At 45.6% G+C, this 16,571-nt stretch carries 20 protein-coding genes; 14 read left to right on the top strand and 6 right to left on the bottom strand.

Annotation, left to right across the window (positions count from 1 at the left end):
• The first annotated feature begins 116 nt into the window (after positions 1 to 116).
• The 6 genes from rpsP (at position 117) to FD963_RS07815 (ending at position 4,090) form a co-directional block, all read left to right on the top strand.
• Complete coding sequence (gene rpsP, locus FD963_RS07840) at positions 117 to 362, top strand: 30S ribosomal protein S16 (protein WP_072583652.1); 246 nt, start codon at positions 117 to 119, stop codon at positions 360 to 362.
• Between the two features lie 92 nt (positions 363 to 454).
• Positions 455 to 1,021, top strand: coding sequence for a ribosome maturation factor RimM (gene rimM / locus FD963_RS07835; RefSeq protein WP_215361699.1), 567 nt, complete (start codon positions 455 to 457; stop codon positions 1,019 to 1,021).
• A gap of 35 nt (positions 1,022 to 1,056) precedes the next feature.
• The gene (gene trmD, locus FD963_RS07830) at positions 1,057 to 1,803 is read left to right on the top strand and encodes a tRNA (guanosine(37)-N1)-methyltransferase TrmD (protein WP_215361697.1); all 747 of its coding nucleotides are present in this window, start codon (positions 1,057 to 1,059) and stop codon (positions 1,801 to 1,803) included.
• A 136-nt stretch (positions 1,804 to 1,939) separates the two neighbouring features.
• Positions 1,940 to 2,332, top strand: coding sequence for a 50S ribosomal protein L19 (rplS, locus tag FD963_RS07825; RefSeq protein WP_072583649.1), 393 nt, complete (start codon positions 1,940 to 1,942; stop codon positions 2,330 to 2,332).
• Between the two features lie 64 nt (positions 2,333 to 2,396).
• Positions 2,397 to 3,134 carry a CoA pyrophosphatase gene (locus tag FD963_RS07820; protein ID WP_215361695.1) on the top strand — a complete coding sequence of 246 codons (738 nt, stop codon included), beginning with the start codon at positions 2,397 to 2,399 and terminating at the stop codon, positions 3,132 to 3,134.
• Complete coding sequence (locus FD963_RS07815) at positions 3,131 to 4,090, top strand: CobD/CbiB family protein (RefSeq protein WP_215361693.1); 960 nt, start codon at positions 3,131 to 3,133, stop codon at positions 4,088 to 4,090. The genes FD963_RS07820 and FD963_RS07815 overlap by 4 nt, the downstream gene beginning before the upstream one ends.
• Here the strand turns inward: FD963_RS07815 and rsgA are convergent.
• Both rsgA and FD963_RS07805 read right to left on the bottom strand, forming a co-directional pair.
• The gene (gene rsgA / locus FD963_RS07810; RefSeq protein ID WP_215361691.1) at positions 4,035 to 5,048 is read right to left on the bottom strand and encodes a ribosome small subunit-dependent GTPase A; all 1,014 of its coding nucleotides are present in this window, start codon (positions 5,046 to 5,048) and stop codon (positions 4,035 to 4,037) included. The genes FD963_RS07815 and rsgA overlap by 56 nt on opposite strands.
• Positions 5,049 to 5,050: 2 nt before the next feature.
• Positions 5,051 to 6,304 (bottom strand): M48 family metallopeptidase, encoded by a 1,254-nt coding sequence (locus FD963_RS07805; protein ID WP_215361689.1) that lies wholly within the window; start codon positions 6,302 to 6,304, stop codon positions 5,051 to 5,053.
• A 15-nt stretch (positions 6,305 to 6,319) separates the two neighbouring features.
• On the opposite strand from FD963_RS07805, the gene orn reads away from it, so the two are divergent.
• Positions 6,320 to 6,928, top strand: a complete 609-nt coding sequence (gene orn / locus FD963_RS07800) for an oligoribonuclease (protein ID WP_215361688.1) — start codon at positions 6,320 to 6,322, stop codon at positions 6,926 to 6,928.
• Positions 6,929 to 7,004: 76 nt separating this feature from the next.
• Here orn and mog read toward each other — a convergent pair whose 3' ends face one another.
• The gene (gene mog, locus FD963_RS07795) at positions 7,005 to 7,637 is read right to left on the bottom strand and encodes a molybdopterin adenylyltransferase (RefSeq protein ID WP_215361686.1); all 633 of its coding nucleotides are present in this window, start codon (positions 7,635 to 7,637) and stop codon (positions 7,005 to 7,007) included.
• Positions 7,638 to 7,663: 26 nt separating this feature from the next.
• Between mog and pmbA the strand changes: the two genes are divergently transcribed.
• The 4 genes from pmbA (at position 7,664) to FD963_RS07775 (ending at position 12,355) form a co-directional block, all read left to right on the top strand.
• Positions 7,664 to 9,010, top strand: coding sequence for a metalloprotease PmbA (pmbA, locus tag FD963_RS07790; RefSeq protein ID WP_215361684.1), 1,347 nt, complete (start codon positions 7,664 to 7,666; stop codon positions 9,008 to 9,010).
• A 75-nt stretch (positions 9,011 to 9,085) separates the two neighbouring features.
• Entirely contained in the window at positions 9,086 to 10,168 is a 1,083-nt protein-coding gene (locus FD963_RS07785) for a TRAP transporter substrate-binding protein (RefSeq protein ID WP_215361683.1), read from the top strand.
• A gap of 114 nt (positions 10,169 to 10,282) precedes the next feature.
• Positions 10,283 to 11,560 (top strand): NRAMP family divalent metal transporter, encoded by a 1,278-nt coding sequence (locus FD963_RS07780; RefSeq protein ID WP_215361681.1) that lies wholly within the window; start codon positions 10,283 to 10,285, stop codon positions 11,558 to 11,560.
• Between the two features lie 9 nt (positions 11,561 to 11,569).
• Positions 11,570 to 12,355 carry a sulfite exporter TauE/SafE family protein gene (locus FD963_RS07775; protein ID WP_215361679.1) on the top strand — a complete coding sequence of 262 codons (786 nt, stop codon included), beginning with the start codon at positions 11,570 to 11,572 and terminating at the stop codon, positions 12,353 to 12,355.
• On the opposite strand, the gene FD963_RS07770 is transcribed toward FD963_RS07775, so the two are convergent.
• On the bottom strand, positions 12,348 to 13,013 hold the full coding sequence (locus FD963_RS07770) for an alpha/beta hydrolase (RefSeq protein ID WP_215361677.1): 666 nt from the start codon (positions 13,011 to 13,013) through the stop codon (positions 12,348 to 12,350). The two genes, FD963_RS07775 and FD963_RS07770, sit on opposite strands and share 8 nt — an antisense overlap.
• A 130-nt stretch (positions 13,014 to 13,143) precedes the next feature.
• Here FD963_RS07770 and FD963_RS07765 point away from each other — a divergent pair, with 130 nt between their 5' ends.
• From FD963_RS07765 to FD963_RS07755, 3 genes are all read left to right on the top strand, one after another.
• Positions 13,144 to 14,373 (top strand): dicarboxylate/amino acid:cation symporter, encoded by a 1,230-nt coding sequence (locus FD963_RS07765; protein ID WP_215361676.1) that lies wholly within the window; start codon positions 13,144 to 13,146, stop codon positions 14,371 to 14,373.
• Between the two features lie 91 nt (positions 14,374 to 14,464).
• On the top strand, positions 14,465 to 14,692 hold the full coding sequence (locus tag FD963_RS07760; protein ID WP_215361674.1) for a hypothetical protein: 228 nt from the start codon (positions 14,465 to 14,467) through the stop codon (positions 14,690 to 14,692).
• Positions 14,692 to 15,069, top strand: a complete 378-nt coding sequence (locus tag FD963_RS07755; RefSeq protein WP_215361673.1) for a hypothetical protein — start codon at positions 14,692 to 14,694, stop codon at positions 15,067 to 15,069. The genes FD963_RS07760 and FD963_RS07755 overlap by 1 nt, the downstream gene beginning before the upstream one ends.
• A 9-nt stretch (positions 15,070 to 15,078) precedes the next feature.
• On the opposite strand, the gene FD963_RS07750 is transcribed toward FD963_RS07755, so the two are convergent.
• Positions 15,079 to 15,297: a hypothetical protein gene (locus FD963_RS07750; protein WP_072583635.1), complete on the bottom strand. Its 219-nt coding sequence runs from the start codon at positions 15,295 to 15,297 to the stop codon at positions 15,079 to 15,081.
• Between the two features lie 198 nt (positions 15,298 to 15,495).
• Positions 15,496 to 16,371, bottom strand: coding sequence for a transglutaminase family protein (locus FD963_RS07745; RefSeq protein ID WP_215361671.1), 876 nt, complete (start codon positions 16,369 to 16,371; stop codon positions 15,496 to 15,498).
• Positions 16,372 to 16,571 lie beyond the last annotated feature (200 nt).

Here is a 16,571-nt window from a genome sequence, read left to right as displayed (position 1 = left end):
ATGAGGTTTTCCGCTCCACCATAACTTTATTTGGTGAGCTGGAGCCCAAAGTTTTTTGTAGAAATTTCATTGGGTTGTAATCAACCTGTTTTCATTTTAGATTTTAAGGAATAAGTATGGTCGTCATTCGACTGGCACGCGGCGGTTCTAAGAAGCGCCCTTTTTACAGCATTGTTGCTACTGATAAACGCAACCGTCGTGACTCGAATTTCATCGAGCGTATTGGTTACTTCAATCCACAAGCAGCGGCAACTGAGCAAGCAATGCGTATTGCTCAAGACCGTTTGACTTACTGGACTGGTGTTGGCGCGCAGGTTTCCCCAACAGTAGTTCGTTTGATCAAAAACAATCCAGCTGTTTAATATTCGATTGCTAAAAACTTCATCGATGTGATGAGGTTTTTAGCGGCAGAATTTCTAGTAGTTCTATTTTGGGAAAATAAGGTGTATTACAAATGAGTACGCCTTCCCTGAATGATTTGATTGAACTTGGTGCCATATCTGAGGCGCAAGGTTTGCAAGGCCAAGTGAAGGTAAGACCCCACTCATCAGAGCCTGTAGCACTTCTTTCTTCTAAATCCATTTGGCTGTCTCTGATCCCTCGTAGGGATGCGGGCGTTTCTGCGTCACTAGAGCAAGCCTCTTTGACGCAATACAAAGTGAAAAGCGCCAAGATGCATAGCGGTAATGTGGTGCTTACTCTCGATGGGGTAACTGATCGTGATCAGGCGCTTGCATTAAAAGGCTCTCGTATCTTGGTGGCGCGCGATGCCTTTCCAAAGGCGGATAGTGATTCCTATTACTGGGTTGATCTGATCGGTTGCAATGCCGTGAATTTGCAAGGCGAAGCACTTGGTGAAGTGATTGATGTCACCGAGAATGGCGCACATGGTGTTATCGCGATTGGTAATCCAGAAACTAAAACGATTGTGTATTTGGTGCCGTTTGTAAAAGAAGTAGTGCAAAACGTCGACTTGCCAAATAAAACGATTACTCTTGATTGGCAGTCTGACTGGCAATAAGAACGCAAAGATCCATTTCAAAATTAATTACCGATATGCGCTTTGATGTAGTCACCTTGTTTCCTGAAATGTTCTCTGCATTAACGCAGTGGGGCATTACTGGTCGCGCATGTGAACAATCATTAGCCAGCGTTCATCTTTGGAATCCTCGTAACTTTTGCGCTGATCCTCGTAAAACCGTGGACGACCGTGCTTATGGCGGTGGACCTGGCATGGTGATGATGGCCAAGCCCTTAGAAGATACAGTCGCTGGAATTAAGGCAGCCCATCAGGCGGCAAACATCAAATCAGGCCCAATTTGCTTATTGGCACCCCAGGGCGAGCGTTTTTCTCAGAAGATAGCTGCAGATATCCTGAATTACGGCAATTTAAGCTTTATTTGTGGTCGATATGAGGCCATTGACCAGCGTTTTGTCGACCGAAACGTCGATTTACAGCTTTCCATCGGTGATTTTGTGCTTTCTGGGGGCGAAATCCCGGCTATGGCAATGATGGATGCGGTGATTAGATTGATTCCAGGAGCGCTTGGAGATGGCGAATCTGCCACCCAGGATAGCTTTATGAACGGTCTTTTGGACTATCCGCACTACACCCGCCCCGAAATATATGAAAATTTATCTGTCCCAGACGTGCTTTTGGGCGGACATCACGCTAAAATAGCGGATTGGCGTCGGCAGAAGTCTTTAGAGCTGACGTTCAGGTTAAGGCCGGACTTAATTGAATCGGCCAGAGCCAAAGGGTTGCTAACCCGAGAAGATGAACAATTTCTTCGCTCTCTGTAAATACTTTTAGTAGTGTGCAGTAGTGAATAGGTGGTTTAGTTTTTGGTTTAGTGAAATTGTTTTAACTGCATCCTCTATTAGGTCCGTTGATTTATATCTCGGGATTAAACGCTAATACGATGTTTAAGGATTAAAAATGAATTTAATTGAAAAAATTGAGCAAGAAGAAATTGCTCGCTTAAGTGCTAACAAGGTTTTGCCAAGCTTTGCTCCTGGCGATACAGTTGTTGTTGGCGTGAACGTTGTTGAAGGTGCGCGTAAGCGTACTCAGGCATTTGAAGGTGTTGTGATTGCAAAACGCAATCGCGGACTCAATTCTAGCTTTATCGTTCGTAAGATTTCATCTGGCGAAGGTGTAGAGCGTACATTCCAAACTTACTCACCATTGATCGCTAGCATTGAAGTGAAGCGTCGCGGTGATGTACGTCGTGCCAAGTTGTACTACTTGCGCGATCGTTCAGGTAAGTCTGCACGTATTAAAGAGAAGCTTCCTGCACGTAAAGTAGCAGTAGCAACTCCAGCCGCATAATTCATGCTGGCTTGATTTAAAAAGGCGGCCTCGGTCGCCTTTTTTGTTGCCTTAGAATATGAATATGCCCAAGACCTCAACACCTGAAGATAATGCAATCAATGTTGCTGCGCCTCCAGGATTTGATGCACAAGCTATCCCGATTCATGCAGTGTGCTCGACCGAAAAAAAGGTAGCAGCAGAATTTTTGGAGCCCGCTGGTTTAAGGGCTAGACTGAGCTCACCCCCTCAATGGGAGCCAGAGATTACCGATGAAAACCGTCATGTGATTGCGGCTGACATTATTGCTAAGCGCCAAGCCGTGGGAAAAGTCACCAAAGCAGCAGTGCTGATTCCACTTCTATTGAAAGAGGATGGCTTGTCAGTATTGCTGACGCAAAGAACCAATCATTTGCGCGATCATGCGGGCCAAATTAGTTTTCCAGGGGGTCGTATGGATCCCGAGGATCAAAGTCCTAATGACACCGCCTTGCGTGAGAGTAAAGAAGAAATCGGCTTAGATCCTGGGCGAGTGGAGATTATTGGTCATTTACCACAGTATTTAACGGTTTCTGGCTATAGCGTTACGCCAGTAGTAGGATTAGTCCAGGCTCAGGCAGAATATGTCTTAGATGAGTTTGAAGTGGCTGATGTATTTGAAGTGCCGCTAAGTTTTTTGTTGGATCCCGCCAATCATCAGGTCAGATTGTGGCAAAGTGAGCAGGGTGGACGACGTTTTTATTCAATGCCTTATGAGAACCGCTTTATTTGGGGTGCCACTGCGGGAATGTTGCGTAACCTTTATCATTTATTAAAAGTATGACTTTCTTTTCTATTCTCTTCGCCCTTATTGCTGAGCAATACCGCCCAGTCACTTCAAGTCATTGGATTGCGCGTGTATGTGCCCGCTGGTTAGATTGGGTCGCTGCTGAGTTCGGTGGTAAGACTGAAGGCGGTGCAAGCCCAATAGGCGCTCGTATGGCTTGCTTGGTAGCCTTCATACTGCCAACTTTTTTAGTCTTCATTGTGTACGTCACTTGTATGGTGACTTATCCAATCTTAGGTTTTCTTTGGAACATCGTCATTGCTTATTTGTTTTTTGGCTTTCGTCAGTTCAGTCATTCTTTTACTGCGGTGCATGAAGCAATTGAAGCGCATGACTTGCCTGCTGCTCGTACTGCCTTAGGTGAGTGGTATGGCCCAGAATTAGATACCTCCAATCTTTCCGAGACGGAAGTGATTTCTTTGGCACTAGAACGCGCCATCATTGGTTCACACCACCATGTGTTTGGTGTGTTGTTCTGGTTCATGATGCCAATGGGCCCGGCTGGTGTTGTGCTCTACCGCTTAGCTGATATTGCCTCTCAACGTTGGTCAGAGCGTGGTGACTTTAACCTCGGCGAATCTGCCCGTCATTTCTTCTACGTATTGGATTGGGTTCCTGCGCGTATTACCGCGATGGGCTTTGCCATTGTTGGTAACTTCGAAGGCGCTGTATATGGCTGGCGCTATCTCACGCAAAAGTGGTCAGACTCTTTGTCTGCAGTAATTTTGGCAGCAGGCAGCGGTGCATTGGGTGTGCGTCTTGGTGAACCAATGAGTGAGCCTGATAGTGATGAAGCTTTGCGTATGGCTGAAGCCGGTGAGCCGGTTATTTATGAAGTAGGTCTTGAGCCTACTGAGCGTACGATGCGCTCTGCCGTAGGATTGGTATGGCGCTTAGTTATCGCTTGGATGGCTTTGTTGCTAATGCTGACCATCGCTCTTTGGCTTGGCTAATTCCCTGAATTTGTACATCAGCCGTTTTTGAATCTGAGTGCAGCTGTCTAAATAGCGCCAGTCTTTCTGGCGCTATTTCATTTCTGTCTACTGCTTCACGTACTGCGCAATCTGGCTCAGTCAAATGCGCGCAGTTATGAAAGCGACACTTACCTAGCAAGTCTTTAAATTCCCTAAAGGCGTGCTGCAATTCGCTAACAGACATGTGCGCCAAACCAAACTCCTGAAAGCCCGGTGAATCAATGAGGGCACCAAGCCTACCTGTCTCATCTCTGCCCCAAGCCTCAGGTAGTTCAAAATAACGGCATGCGGTAGTGGTGTGTTTGCCGGTATCTAAGCGTACAGAATATTCTTGGGTCAGTGCGGCAGCATTCGGTATCCAGGCATTTAATAGGCTGGACTTACCCATTCCTGATTGGCCTACAAAGACGGAGACTTTCCCCTTTAGGGCGGACTGCAAGGAATCGATTGAGGCTGGGTCAAACTTGGCGGAAACTTCGCTGACTTGATATCCCATGCGAGCATAGGGCGCAATGATTTTGCGAGCGTGCTCAAGATTGTCTTTAAGGTCACACTTGTTGAGCAAAATATGTAGGCCAATTTGATTGGCTTCAGCAGCTACTACCGCTCTTCCCAATAGGTCTGGTGAGAAAGCGGGTTGAGTAGCTAGTACTACTAAGATTTGATCCACATTCGATGCAATCAACTTGCTCTTGAATGCATCCGAGCGATAGAGGAGATTTTCTCGGGGCTCAATTTGAATAATGCGGGCTTGATCAGCCGAAGTCATCTCAAGCAACATGCGGTCACCCACAGCGCCGATATGTTGCTTAGCTGGTGTGCTGACTTGTATTAATGGGCCATCGGGTGATTCTTGGCCAGCAGCATCTGCAATTAAACGCTGCGCTAAATAATGCCTTCCGTAGGAGGCAATGAGTAGCGCATGAAATTGCTCCATCGTTATGAGCTAAACCGCTGTAAGTTAGCAATGCGCAAGGGCGCAGGTGGATGCGAGCTATAGAAAGCTGTATAGATCGGATCGGGCGTGAGGGTCGAGGCATTATCTTGATATAGCTTGACTAGCGCAGCGATTAAATCTTTTGCGGAAGATTTCTCGGCGGCAAATCCATCCGCTTCGTACTCGTGCTTGCGTGAGGCTAAGCTAGAAAGTGGTGTAAAGAAAAAACTAAAGACTGGAGAGACCAGCATAAAGAGTGCCAATGCAAGGCCACCGTTATAACCATTGAGGTTAGGCATCACGCCTAAGTCTGTATAGAACCAGGCTCTAGTGCTGATCCAGCCCAAGAGAGCAAACATCGCAAAGCTGAGGGCGAACGAGACCAAGAGACGTTTGCGAATATGTTTGCACTTGAAATGACCAAGCTCATGGGCGAGCACCGCCTCGACTTCGCCTGGATTAAGTTTCTCAATCAAGGTGTCAAAAAATACAATGCGCTTAGCTTTACCCATACCGGCAAAGAATGCATTGCCGTGAGCGCTGCGTTTACTGCCATCCATCACAAACAGGCCCTGGCTCGCAAAGTCGCAACGTTTTAGCAGTGCTTCAATCTGTGTTTTTAAAGGCCCATCCTCTAAGGCTTGAAACTTATTGAAGAGGGGTGCAATAAAGGTGGGGAAGATCCACTGCATGAGCAAGCTAAATGCTGTCAACACTGCCCATGCCCAAAGCCACCATAAATCACCGGCCTTAGACATCAAGGTCAGGATGACCCAGAGCAATGGAATACCAATGGCGCCGCCTACTGCCATTCCTTTAATCATATCTGTGAAGAATAGTCTTTTACTCATGCGGTTAAAACCAAAGCGTTCCTCTAAATGGAACTGCTTGTACCAGGAGAAAGGCATATCAATCAGGCCGGAAATGATCACGACGGAAACTAGCAGGGCAATTTGTTGAACAATACCCTCACCTAAAAATTGCAGTAATGCCATGTTCAGGATCTGTAGGCCACCCAATAAGGTGAAGCCAATTAAAATGATGGCGCTGACTCCATTCTCTAAAATGCCAAGACGCAATTTAGCGATGGTGTAGTCAGCTGCTTTTTGATGTTCAGCTAAAGTCACTTTTTCAGCGAAATCTGCGGGGACGGCATTGCGATGCTGTGCCACATAGCGAATTTGACGTTGGGAGAGCCAATGGCGTAAGCCAAAGCTAGCAATAAAGGCAATTAGAAAAACAATTGTGAATGTCATGAGATCATTATAGATATGAGCGAGCAAACTAACACTACGGCCACAGCAGCAGTCATAGCGGCAACCAAGACAGCACCAGCGAATGAACACCTTATTTGGGTGGATATGGAGATGTCAGGCCTAAACCCGGAAACCGAACGGATTCTGGAAATTGCCATCATCGTGACAGATGCCCACCTCAATACTATTGCCACTGCACCGGTCTGGGTGGTGCATCAGGATGATGCCGTTTTGGATGCTATGGATGCCTGGAATAAAGGCACACATGGGCGCTCTGGTTTGATCGACAAAGTGAAGGCATCCACTCTAGATGAGGCAACAGTGGAGGCAGAATGCATTGCCTTCTTGAAAAAATACATTAAGGCTGGCATTGCTCCAATGTGCGGCAATACGATTGGCCAAGATAGACGCTTTATGGCGAAGTACATGCCGAAGTTAGAGGCTTACTTTCATTATCGAAATATTGATGTATCTACTTTGAAAGAACTTTGCAAGCGTTGGCATCCAGAGTTGGTGAAGGGTTTTACTAAGAATCAGGCTCACACAGCATTGGCGGACATAGAAGAGTCTATCGAAGAGCTGAAGTATTACCGCGAGAAGTTTATTGTGCCTTTACCTCAGTGATTTGGCGGATGCCTTGATGGGGGTGACAAAAGAAAAGGTCCGCAATGCGGACCTTTTTATTGATGGTTAGAGCGAATCAAGCCCCAGTTTTCTTAAGAGCACTTTTTGGTCTAAAGACTTTAATGACAGTTTCGTTAGTCTCGATATAGGGGCCGCCAATTAAATCAATGCAGTAAGGCACTGCAGCAAAGATGCCGGGAACAATGGACTTGCCGTTCTCGTCTTTCAGGCCTTCAAGCGTTTCTGCAATTGCCTTAGGTTGTCCGGGCAGGTTAATGACCAGTGCGGCATGACCATCAATTTCTCTGAGGACGGCTGTCTGTCTAGATAGGATGGCAGTTGGCACAAAACTTAAGCTAATTTGACGCATTTGCTCGCCAAAACCAGGCATCTCTCGAGTGCCGGCTTCACGAGTAGCCTCAGGGGTGACATCCCTCCTGGAGGGGCCAGTGCCACCTGTAGTGAGGACTAGATCGCAGCCTAGTTCGTCTACTAGCTCAACGATTGACTCGGTAATGGCTTCAGATTCATCGGCAATGAGGCGTTCATGAAAAACACAGGGATTGCTAATGGCCTTCAGAAGCCAGGTTTGCAGGGCGGGAATGCCTTCATCCTGATAGACGCCTTTACTGGCGCGATCTGAGATGGAAATCAGGCCAATTTTGACCTCGTTAGGGCTGTTTCGTTTTAGGGCTTCTGTATGCTTCATGTTTCTATTCTAGCTATTATTAGGGTATGTTTACATACACATCCAACCAGTTTCAAGAAATCATCGATTTCATGCTTAAAGAGGCCAAAAGAAGGGGTGCCTCAGATGCCGTAGCGGAGGTTTCAGAGGGTCAGGGCCTCTCCGTTACTGTTCGTAAGGGTGAGGTCGAGACTATCGAGCAAAGCCTGGATAAGCAAGTGGGGGTCACCGTATTTTTGGGTCATCACCGCGGTAACGCCAGCACTAGCGATTTCTCTAAAGCATCATTAAAGGCAACGGTAGATGCTGCCTATCACATCGCACAACACACGGCAGAGGATCTATGTGCAGGTCCGGCTGAGGCTGAGCTCTTAGAAAAAAATCCGCTGGATTTAGATTTGTTTCATCCATGGAATATTGATGCAGCTGCTGCTGTAGAAATCGCACGTAGTGCTGAGGGCGCGGCATTTTCAGTGAGCAAACAAATTCATAATAGTGATGGTGCATCAGTATCCGCACACCATGCGCATTTCATGATGGGCACGTCACATGGATTTATGGGCGGCTATCCTTTTTCTCGTCACTATATTTCTTGTGCGCCTATCGCTAGCGAAGGTGGCAAGAAGGCTCACATGCAACGTGACGATTGGTACTCCAGCTCTCGCATTCCTGAGGAATTGGCCGATCCTGCTGCGATCGGAACATATGCAGCTCAGCGAGCCTTGTCGCGTCTTAAGGCTAGATCTTTAACTACTCGACGTTGCCCAGTGATCTTTGAAGCGCCCCTCGCTGCAGGTTTATTGGGCGGCCTAGTGCAAGCTGTTTCAGGTGGCGCTTTGTATCGCCGCTCCAGCTTTCTGCTTGATAGCTTGGGCAAGCAAGTGTTACCTAAGCACATCAGCTTGTTTGAAGATCCGCATCTGAAGTCAATGACTGGTAGTGCGCCATTTGATGAAGAGGGTGTTAAAACTTCTGCCAGAACAGTGGTGAATAAAGGAATACTCGAAGGTTATTTTTTATCGACTTATTCTGCGCGCAAGTTGGGTATGAAAACCACTGGAAATGCTGGCGGATCGCATCACCTGACTTTACAAAGCAAGAAAACGCCTAAGGGTGGCTTACCTGCACTATTAAAAGAAATGGGTACAGGTTTATTAGTCACGGAATTAATGGGCCAGGGTGTTAATTATGTGACAGGTGATTATTCACGAGGCGCATTTGGCTACTGGGTTGAGAATGGAGTTATTCAATATCCTGTTGAAGGGATCACCATTGCCGGTAATTTACGCGACATGCTGATGGATATTCAGTTAATTGGTAGTGATGCTCTTATTCGTGGCACCAAAGAAACGGGATCTATTTTGCTGGGCTCAATGACAGTTGGTGGAAAATAAAGCAAGACAATCAATACAGACTCTAAAAATAGTCTCAATATAAAAAATTTATTATTTTTTAAAGGGGTGACGGAAATGCAAAGACGTTCATTTTTAAAGAAAGCCACTATTGGTGCCGGAGCTGCGGCCTTAGCGGCGCCATCGCTTGCACAAAGTTTACCAACTCTAAATTGGCGTCTGGTTTCAAGCTTCCCTAAATCATTAGATACTTTATTTGGTACTCCTGAGGTATTCTCTAACGCTTTGCGTAAGGCTACTGACGGAAAATTTAACGTCAAGGTATTTGCAGCTGGTGAAGTAGTTCCAGCGCTTCAGGTATTGGATGCTGTACAAAACGGCACCGTAGAGTGTGGGCACACTGCGAGTTATTACTATCTTGGTAAAAACAGCGCCTTTATCTTTGATACTGCTGCACCATTTGGCCTAACCGCTCGCCAACAATCTGCTTGGATGCTTCATGGTAATGGCATGAAGTTAATGCGTGAACTCTATGCCAGTTACAACATTGTGAATTTCTTAGGCGGTCAAACTGGTACGCAAATGGGTGGCTGGTTTCGAAAAGAAATTAAATCACCAGAAGACCTCAAGGGCCTGAAATTCCGTATCGCTGGATTTGCAGGGCAGGTACTCGCAAAACTCGGCGTGGTGCCACAACAGCTCCCCGCCGGCGAGATTTATTCCGCTTTAGAAAAAGGCACGATTGATGCTGCTGAATTTGTTGGGCCCTATGACGACGAAAAGTTGGGTCTAGCAAAGGTAGCTAAGAATTACTACTACCCCGCCTTCTGGGAGGGTGCCGCCGGACTTTCTTTCTTGGTCAATAAAAAGCAGTGGGATTCTTTGCCGCCTGCCTATCAAGCAGCATGGGAGGCAGCTTGTTTCGAAGCGCATACCGATATGTGCGCAAAGTACGATGCGCTTAATCCACCTGCATTGCAACGCCTCCTGCAAAACGGTGCCGTACTTCGTAAGTTCAACACTTCCATTTTGGAGGCATGCTTTAAAGCAAGTCAAGAGACGTATGCGGAGGAGTCTGCCAAGAATCCGCAATTTAAAAAGATTTTTGAGGACTATCGTGCATTTAGAAACATGGAAGCGCAGTGGTTTAATGTGGCTGAGCAAGCATTTGCTCAATATAGTTTCAGCAAGAAACTTTGAGAGTGAGAGCAATCAGCATAAGGGCTCTGTATGAGCCCTTTTCTTTTGGGCGGATCCTCCCGAGCTATCTATTACAGACTACACTCAAAGGATGATCTTTTCACCGCAACCCATATGAATCTCTCGGAAATCTGGGTCCGCATTAAGCAGCATCCTTTATCCCGAGTGGGTCCGGGTATGGTTACAGGTGTTGCTGATGATGATCCTAGTGGGATCGTCACTTACTCTCAAGCGGGCGCGCAGTTTGGTTTGAATATGCTTTGGACAATGCCATTTGCATATCCTTTGATGTCGACAATTCAAGTCTTATGTGCTCGTATCGGTAGGGTGACTGGCCGTGGTTTATCCGCCAATATGAAGTTGGCTTTTCCGCCGGTTGTATTGGTTACTCTAGTTTTGCTGCTGTTGATTGCCAATGTTCTCAATATCGCTGCAGATATTGCTGCGATGGGTGAGGTGGCACAGTTAGTTACGGGTGTTAATTGGCACATCATGACCGGTATCTTTGTATTGTTGACTTTGGTTTTGCAGATACTGATTCCTTATCGCCACTATGTTTTCTTTTTGAAGTGGTTATCACTTTCCCTACTGGCATATGGTGCTGTCCTTTTTACGGTGCATATTCCTTGGGGTGATGTGATCTGGAGTACCTTCTTCCCTCAGCTGACCTGGAGTGCAGATTCGGCTGCAGTAGTGGTTGGTATCTTTGGCACTACTATCAGCCCCTATTTATTTTTTTGGCAATCCTCCCAGGAAGTGGAGGACATGAACTTGCGTGGGCAACCAAGCCTGCTCGAACAAAACAATCCTGAGATAGTTACTGCAGAGCTTAGAAGAATTCATTGGGATACATGGAGTGGCATGCTGTACTCCAATGTGGCTGCGTACTGCATTATTCTCGCTACAGCAGTAACGCTTCATGCTGCAGGCATACGCGATATCAATACTGCTGCTCAAGCAGCATCAGCATTGAGACCTCTTGCCGGAGAATTTACTTTTCTACTTTTTGCGCTGGGGATCTTGGGCGTCGGGCTGATGGGTGTGCCCGTTCTTGCTGGTTCGGCTGCCTATGCTTTGTCAGAAGTATTTGGCTGGCGCTCTAGTCTGGAAGATAGCGCTACCCAAGCAAGCAAGTTTTACGCCATCATTGCCTTGAGCGTCTTGATTGCTCTAGCGATTCAATACTCACCCATTAGTCCAATGAAGGCCTTGTTTTGGAGTGCGGTGATTAATGGGATTGTCGCTGTACCACTCATGGTGGCCATTATGGTTTTGTCATCAAAACAGTCTGTGATGGGGGCTCATGTCGCCTCTTTGAGTATGAGGATTCTGGGATGGCTGGCGACAGGTTTTATGGCTGTAGCCGCTGCCTACTTATTCATAGCTTGGTAAGATCGCTGGATGCTTGATTTACTCTTTACCCCCTTGGTGCAATCTTTTCACGCACATTCACTTGCTTTTTTTGTTTGTGCGGTCATTAGCGTCATCATTCTGGGTATATCAAAAAGCGGTTTTGGTGCTGGGCTTGGCACTCTCTCACTACCTTTGATGGCTAGCCAATCTCCAATTAATGAAGCTTTAGCAATTATGTTGCCGCTCTTAATTGTGATTGATTTAGTGGGTTTGCGTCGATACATTCAGAATGCGAACTGGAATATTCTTAAGATTGTTATTCCGCCAGCCATAGTAGGTCTTTTATTGGGAATGATTTTCTTTACTGCAATTACCCCTCAGGTATTAACGCTTTCAATCGGTATTTTTACCCTCCTCTTTTTGATTCAGAATCTTGCTATGTCTCGCATAGAGGCGAAGGAGACAAAGTCCTATCCCTGGCTTGGGCGGGCTATGGGCTTGACGTCTGGATTTACTTCCTTTGTTGCGCATATTGGTGGGCCACCGATTACGGTGTATATGCTGAGAGAAAAGCTCTTACCAATGGTTTATACCTCGACCTTAGGAGTCTATTTTACGGCCATGAATTTTGGCAAGCTCGGGCCTTATGCCTATTTGAACCTGCTGAATTTCCAGCAGCTTGCAACTTCTATCATCTTGTTACCTTGTGTGCCTGTCGGGGTCTACTTTGGCTTTTATCTTGCCAAAAGAATCTCAATGAAATGGTATTACCGAACAGTAAGATTCTTTTTACTGATTGCCAGCATCAAGTTAATTTCGGATGGGCTTATTTAGTCGCCAATACTTCTTGTAAGAAGCGCGAGATATCCATGAGCTCTTCATGATTAACGGAGTGTTCCATGGGGTATTCATTCCAATCTACTGGATAGCCCATTTGTTCTAGTAAGGCATGCGATGCTTGGGCGCGATCAAGAGTCACCACTGGATCATAAGTGCCATGTGCCATAAAGATCGGCGTCTTGGCATTAGCAGTATGCTTTTCAATATTGGCACTCATTGCTAAGGGTAGGTAGCCTGATAGGGCAATGATGCCAGCAAGCTTGTGTGGAAAACGTAGGCCGATATGCAGGGCCATTGCGCATCCTTGCGAAAAACCAGCCAAAACAATCTTGTCATAGGCAATCCCGCGCTCAGCCTCTTTTTCTATTAGCTGAACAATCGCTGCTGCCGATTTTTGAATGCCTGCAGCATCTTCCTGATCCATCAGGTTTCTGCCAATGATGTCATACCAGGCTGGCATAACGTAGCCACCATTAACGGTGACGGGCATGCTTGGGGCGCTAGGAAATACAAAGCGAGTGCCAGGGCATCCAGATAGTTTTAACTCAGGAATGATGGGTACAAAATCATTGCCGTCTGCTCCAAGGCCGTGCAACCAGATAACGGCGGCCGTAGGATTCGGGCTGGTTTCCAATTCAATACAAGGGAGCATATTTATTTTCTCTAAAGTATGTTTAGTTGATGATTATCGACGGATACGGGTTTCTTCATTCTAAGTTGATACCCTGAGGGGTCTAAAGATGGGTAGAATCTTACTGTTCTCCTCATTCATTAGGCCATCCATGAACTCTAAAAAGCTAACTCACTTTATTCTAGGGGCGATGGTCTTGGGTGTCTTGGTTGGCTATCTTGTCAACTTATACGGTGCAGGAACTTCTTTCCCCGATCAGTACGTCCTTTACATTTCAATCTTGACGGATGTCTTTTTGCGATTGATCAAAATGATCATTGCTCCTTTGGTATTTGCCACATTGGTTGTTGGTATAGCCAAAATGGGTGATGCCTCGACTATCGGTAGAGTGGGTTTAAAAACCTTCTCTTGGTTTATTTCTATGTCGCTGGTTTCTTTATTACTTGGCTTGGTCATGGTCAATATTTTGCAGCCAGGTATTGGCGTGGAATTAACCCTGCCAGAGATCGCAGCCAATACTGGATTAAATAAAGCGAGCCTTAATTTTCCAGATTTTGTAAGGCATATTTTCCCGGTCAGCATCTTTGATGTGATGGCTAAAAACGAGATCTTACAGATTGTGGTTTTTGCTGTTTTCTTTGGGGTTGGCGCAGCAGGCATGGGGTCAAGAGCGGATGAGTTCATTCGTAATCTGGATATGCTCTCCCACATCATGCTCAAGATTACGACTGCAGTGATGAAGATGGCTCCTATCGCAGTCTTCTCGGCAGTTTCTTCCGTTATTGCTGAAAATGGCGTCAGCATATTGATGACCTACGGAAAATTCATGCTCAGCTTTTATGCTGCTATTTTCACCTTATGGATCGTCATCATTCTGATTAGCTCCTTGGTATTAAAAAATCGTACTTGGACTTTAGTGAAGATGTTGCGTGAACCTGCCTTACTTGCATTTACGACTGCGAGTTCAGAGGCGGCTTATCCAATGACCTTAGAAAGAGTGGAGCGCTTTGGCTGTAAAAATAAAATTGCTTCTTTCGTTTTGCCGGTGGGATATTCATTTAACTTAGATGGCTCAATGATGTATTGCACATTTGCTGCGATCTTTATTGCGCAGGTCTACGGCATTGAGATGGAGCTCAGCCAGCAGCTCTTGATGTTACTGGTGTTAATGATCACTTCAAAGGGGATAGCAGGTGTGCCGCGAGCCTCCTTGGTGGTCATTGCCGCAACCCTATCCCAATTTAACCTGCCAGAGGCAGGTGTCCTATTGATCCTTGGGGTAGATCACTTCTTGGATATGGCGCGTTCAGCAACTAATGTATTGGGTAATGGCTTGGCAACGGCCGTTATCTCTAAATGGGAAGGTGAGCTTGAGGGGTAGTTAAATGTCTTCAAATGAATTCCACTTTAATAAAGCTCAGGTGTAAGATAGTTTCATTAACTTGATCTAGTTATTAAAAAAAGGGGCTCAAATGAAACCGTTTTATATCGACTACCCCCAAGAGAAGATTGAAGAGCATCAACATGCTTATCGCTGCCTTCATTGCAAAATTCCAACTACCATCATTTTTGGCTTGCTAGAGAATCACGCTGAACATTGCGACTACCGAATCCATCAAAGTAAATGGACTCAGCTGGCGGTTAAGCTTAGGCATCACAAGACGCATTTTGACGAACCCCATGTTGACGAGGTAGATTGATGAAAACATATCCGATTGCTCTGGAATTAACTGTTTGGGAAGATTTGGGGCTTAATCAATACGAGGTGACGATTGATGAGGTCTCCAAGATTTCTATTAAGCGTACAGATGATGTGCTGCGTACCAGAGAGTTAACGGGTAATGAGGTGAGTACATTAATTGCTGCTATCGAGTCCTTACGCGTTCCTGTGAGTGATGAGCCCAAGGGGGTTGAGGGCAATAAGGCGTCTACTAGTTATGAGCTTATCGTCGAGTCTGCCCACTTCTCCTTAGAGTTCAACTGGGAGGATATTGATACCAGTGGTGTTAATTCAAAAGCTTTTGAATCTGTTGCCGCAATGACGGCTGTAATAGTGAGCCTGGATTTAGCCCACTGAAATCTGAGATTAAGCCTCCATCACAATAAATTCACCTAGCGAAATTCTTTCTCTAAATTGCGAGAAGGAAAAAAGGGCTTTTATTTTTCGTGTATTGATCACCTCAATCTTCCCATCAGGGGTAAGGTTGGCAAGATAATCTCCCTCAGGGAACAGGGCCTCAGGGATGCTTTCAGTCTCGAGTATTTGGGCCGGTAATACCAAGCTCTTTGTAATTTTTATACGCATGCCATATCTTAAGTTTTAATAATTAGAACGACATTTGGCTTTGCACAACTTCAAATCCTATGCACCAAAGAGGGGTCTGATGAGCGGAATCCTAAAAGCCTTTAAAAGCCACCTTCCCAAGTAAGTCACGCATAAATAAGCGATTATTTGCACTTGAGTGGTGCATTACTTCAGTTTTCAGACGCTATGTTTAGCAGATTAATCACCGGTAGATACGGCATTTGTTACATGCTGGGGAATCATTAGATCTCCTTGTGCATTCGGAATAGCTTTGATTGAGACTATGGGTGTTGACCCTCGCACAGAGCCAAATATAGTAGCAATGGCAGTATCAGCCGCATCTCTACCGGTACTGAGTCTTACAAATCCCATGGGTATTGCAATTCCAGAGGGATCAAAAATAAACCAATGACCGCCAAGATATGCCTCTACATACGCATGAAAATCTGTGGGGCCAAGAATGGGGTCTGAGCCATAGTCAATGCCAGTAACAAATCTCGCGGGGATGTTGAGTGCTCTGCATAAGGCAATCATCAGGTGGGCAAAGTCACGACACACACCCGCTTTACTTAAATAAGTGTCTACCGCAGTAGTGTGCTCTGTAGAGGTGTTATTACAAAAGCGAACGTGATTAGTAACCCAATCCTTGATTGCTTGAACGCGACTATAGCCTTGAGCCATATTGCCGAATATCTTTACAGCGATATCTTTCATGAAATCAGATTGGCAGTATCTACTTGGATATAAATAGATCAATACCTCCCCGGGCAAACTATTTATGGACATTTCATATATTTGGGAAGGTGGTGCTAGATAGTGGTTGAGATCAACCGCTCCACCATATTCCAACTTTAAGATTCCGGGAAGCCCTTTAAGGCGAAGCAATTTATTGTGACTACTCGGATCGGTATAACTTCCCAATGGAATATCTTGATTCACATTGAGATATTCGCTAATGATCAGCTGATGATTGGTTTGACACGCCTGAATGCTGAAGATGAAATCACTTCCTGGCTGGTCAATCTCGTAGTTGAGACCAATAGAAAATTCTAATCTGATGGGGTTATCGTTCATGTATATGGTCAGCTAGCTATGATTTAAAAAGAATTGAAGTGCGAAGTCTGTCTGCTAGCGAACATGAAAGCGGCATTATTTTATTTAGCTTGAGTTTGTGCCTGAGCACTCGATGGATGATTTACTTGGCCAATAAAACAATTATTGAAGGAATTTTATGAACCTATTACAAAAAATAGCAGTGCTATTTTTTTGCTTTA

Origin of the sequence: Polynucleobacter sp. JS-JIR-II-50 (genome assembly GCF_018687895.1) — a bacterium.
Lineage (GTDB): Bacteria > Pseudomonadota > Gammaproteobacteria > Burkholderiales > Burkholderiaceae > Polynucleobacter.
The sequence above is the reverse complement of the archived record's forward strand: the minus strand, read 5'-3'. Positions and strand labels throughout refer to the sequence as shown.

Bases quoted from the DNA above. Each gene is read 5' to 3' on its own strand.
- rpsP (WP_072583652.1), top strand. From the start codon at position 117: ATGGTCGTCATTCGACTGGCACGCGGCGGTTCTAAGAAGCGCCCTTTT.
- rimM (WP_215361699.1), top strand. From the start codon at position 455: ATGAGTACGCCTTCCCTGAATGATTTGATTGAACTTGGTGCCATATCT.
- trmD (WP_215361697.1), top strand. From the start codon at position 1,057: ATGCGCTTTGATGTAGTCACCTTGTTTCCTGAAATGTTCTCTGCATTA.
- rplS (WP_072583649.1), top strand. From the start codon at position 1,940: ATGAATTTAATTGAAAAAATTGAGCAAGAAGAAATTGCTCGCTTAAGT.
- FD963_RS07820 (WP_215361695.1), top strand. From the start codon at position 2,397: ATGCCCAAGACCTCAACACCTGAAGATAATGCAATCAATGTTGCTGCG.
- FD963_RS07815 (WP_215361693.1), top strand. From the start codon at position 3,131: ATGACTTTCTTTTCTATTCTCTTCGCCCTTATTGCTGAGCAATACCGC.
- rsgA (WP_215361691.1), bottom strand. From the start codon at position 5,048: ATGGAGCAATTTCATGCGCTACTCATTGCCTCCTACGGAAGGCATTAT.
- FD963_RS07805 (WP_215361689.1), bottom strand. From the start codon at position 6,304: ATGACATTCACAATTGTTTTTCTAATTGCCTTTATTGCTAGCTTTGGC.
- orn (WP_215361688.1), top strand. From the start codon at position 6,320: ATGAGCGAGCAAACTAACACTACGGCCACAGCAGCAGTCATAGCGGCA.
- mog (WP_215361686.1), bottom strand. From the start codon at position 7,637: ATGAAGCATACAGAAGCCCTAAAACGAAACAGCCCTAACGAGGTCAAA.
- pmbA (WP_215361684.1), top strand. From the start codon at position 7,664: ATGTTTACATACACATCCAACCAGTTTCAAGAAATCATCGATTTCATG.
- FD963_RS07785 (WP_215361683.1), top strand. From the start codon at position 9,086: ATGCAAAGACGTTCATTTTTAAAGAAAGCCACTATTGGTGCCGGAGCT.
- FD963_RS07780 (WP_215361681.1), top strand. From the start codon at position 10,283: ATGAATCTCTCGGAAATCTGGGTCCGCATTAAGCAGCATCCTTTATCC.
- FD963_RS07775 (WP_215361679.1), top strand. From the start codon at position 11,570: ATGCTTGATTTACTCTTTACCCCCTTGGTGCAATCTTTTCACGCACAT.
- FD963_RS07770 (WP_215361677.1), bottom strand. From the start codon at position 13,013: ATGCTCCCTTGTATTGAATTGGAAACCAGCCCGAATCCTACGGCCGCC.
- FD963_RS07765 (WP_215361676.1), top strand. From the start codon at position 13,144: ATGAACTCTAAAAAGCTAACTCACTTTATTCTAGGGGCGATGGTCTTG.
- FD963_RS07760 (WP_215361674.1), top strand. From the start codon at position 14,465: ATGAAACCGTTTTATATCGACTACCCCCAAGAGAAGATTGAAGAGCAT.
- FD963_RS07755 (WP_215361673.1), top strand. From the start codon at position 14,692: ATGAAAACATATCCGATTGCTCTGGAATTAACTGTTTGGGAAGATTTG.
- FD963_RS07750 (WP_072583635.1), bottom strand. From the start codon at position 15,297: ATGCGTATAAAAATTACAAAGAGCTTGGTATTACCGGCCCAAATACTC.
- FD963_RS07745 (WP_215361671.1), bottom strand. From the start codon at position 16,371: ATGAACGATAACCCCATCAGATTAGAATTTTCTATTGGTCTCAACTAC.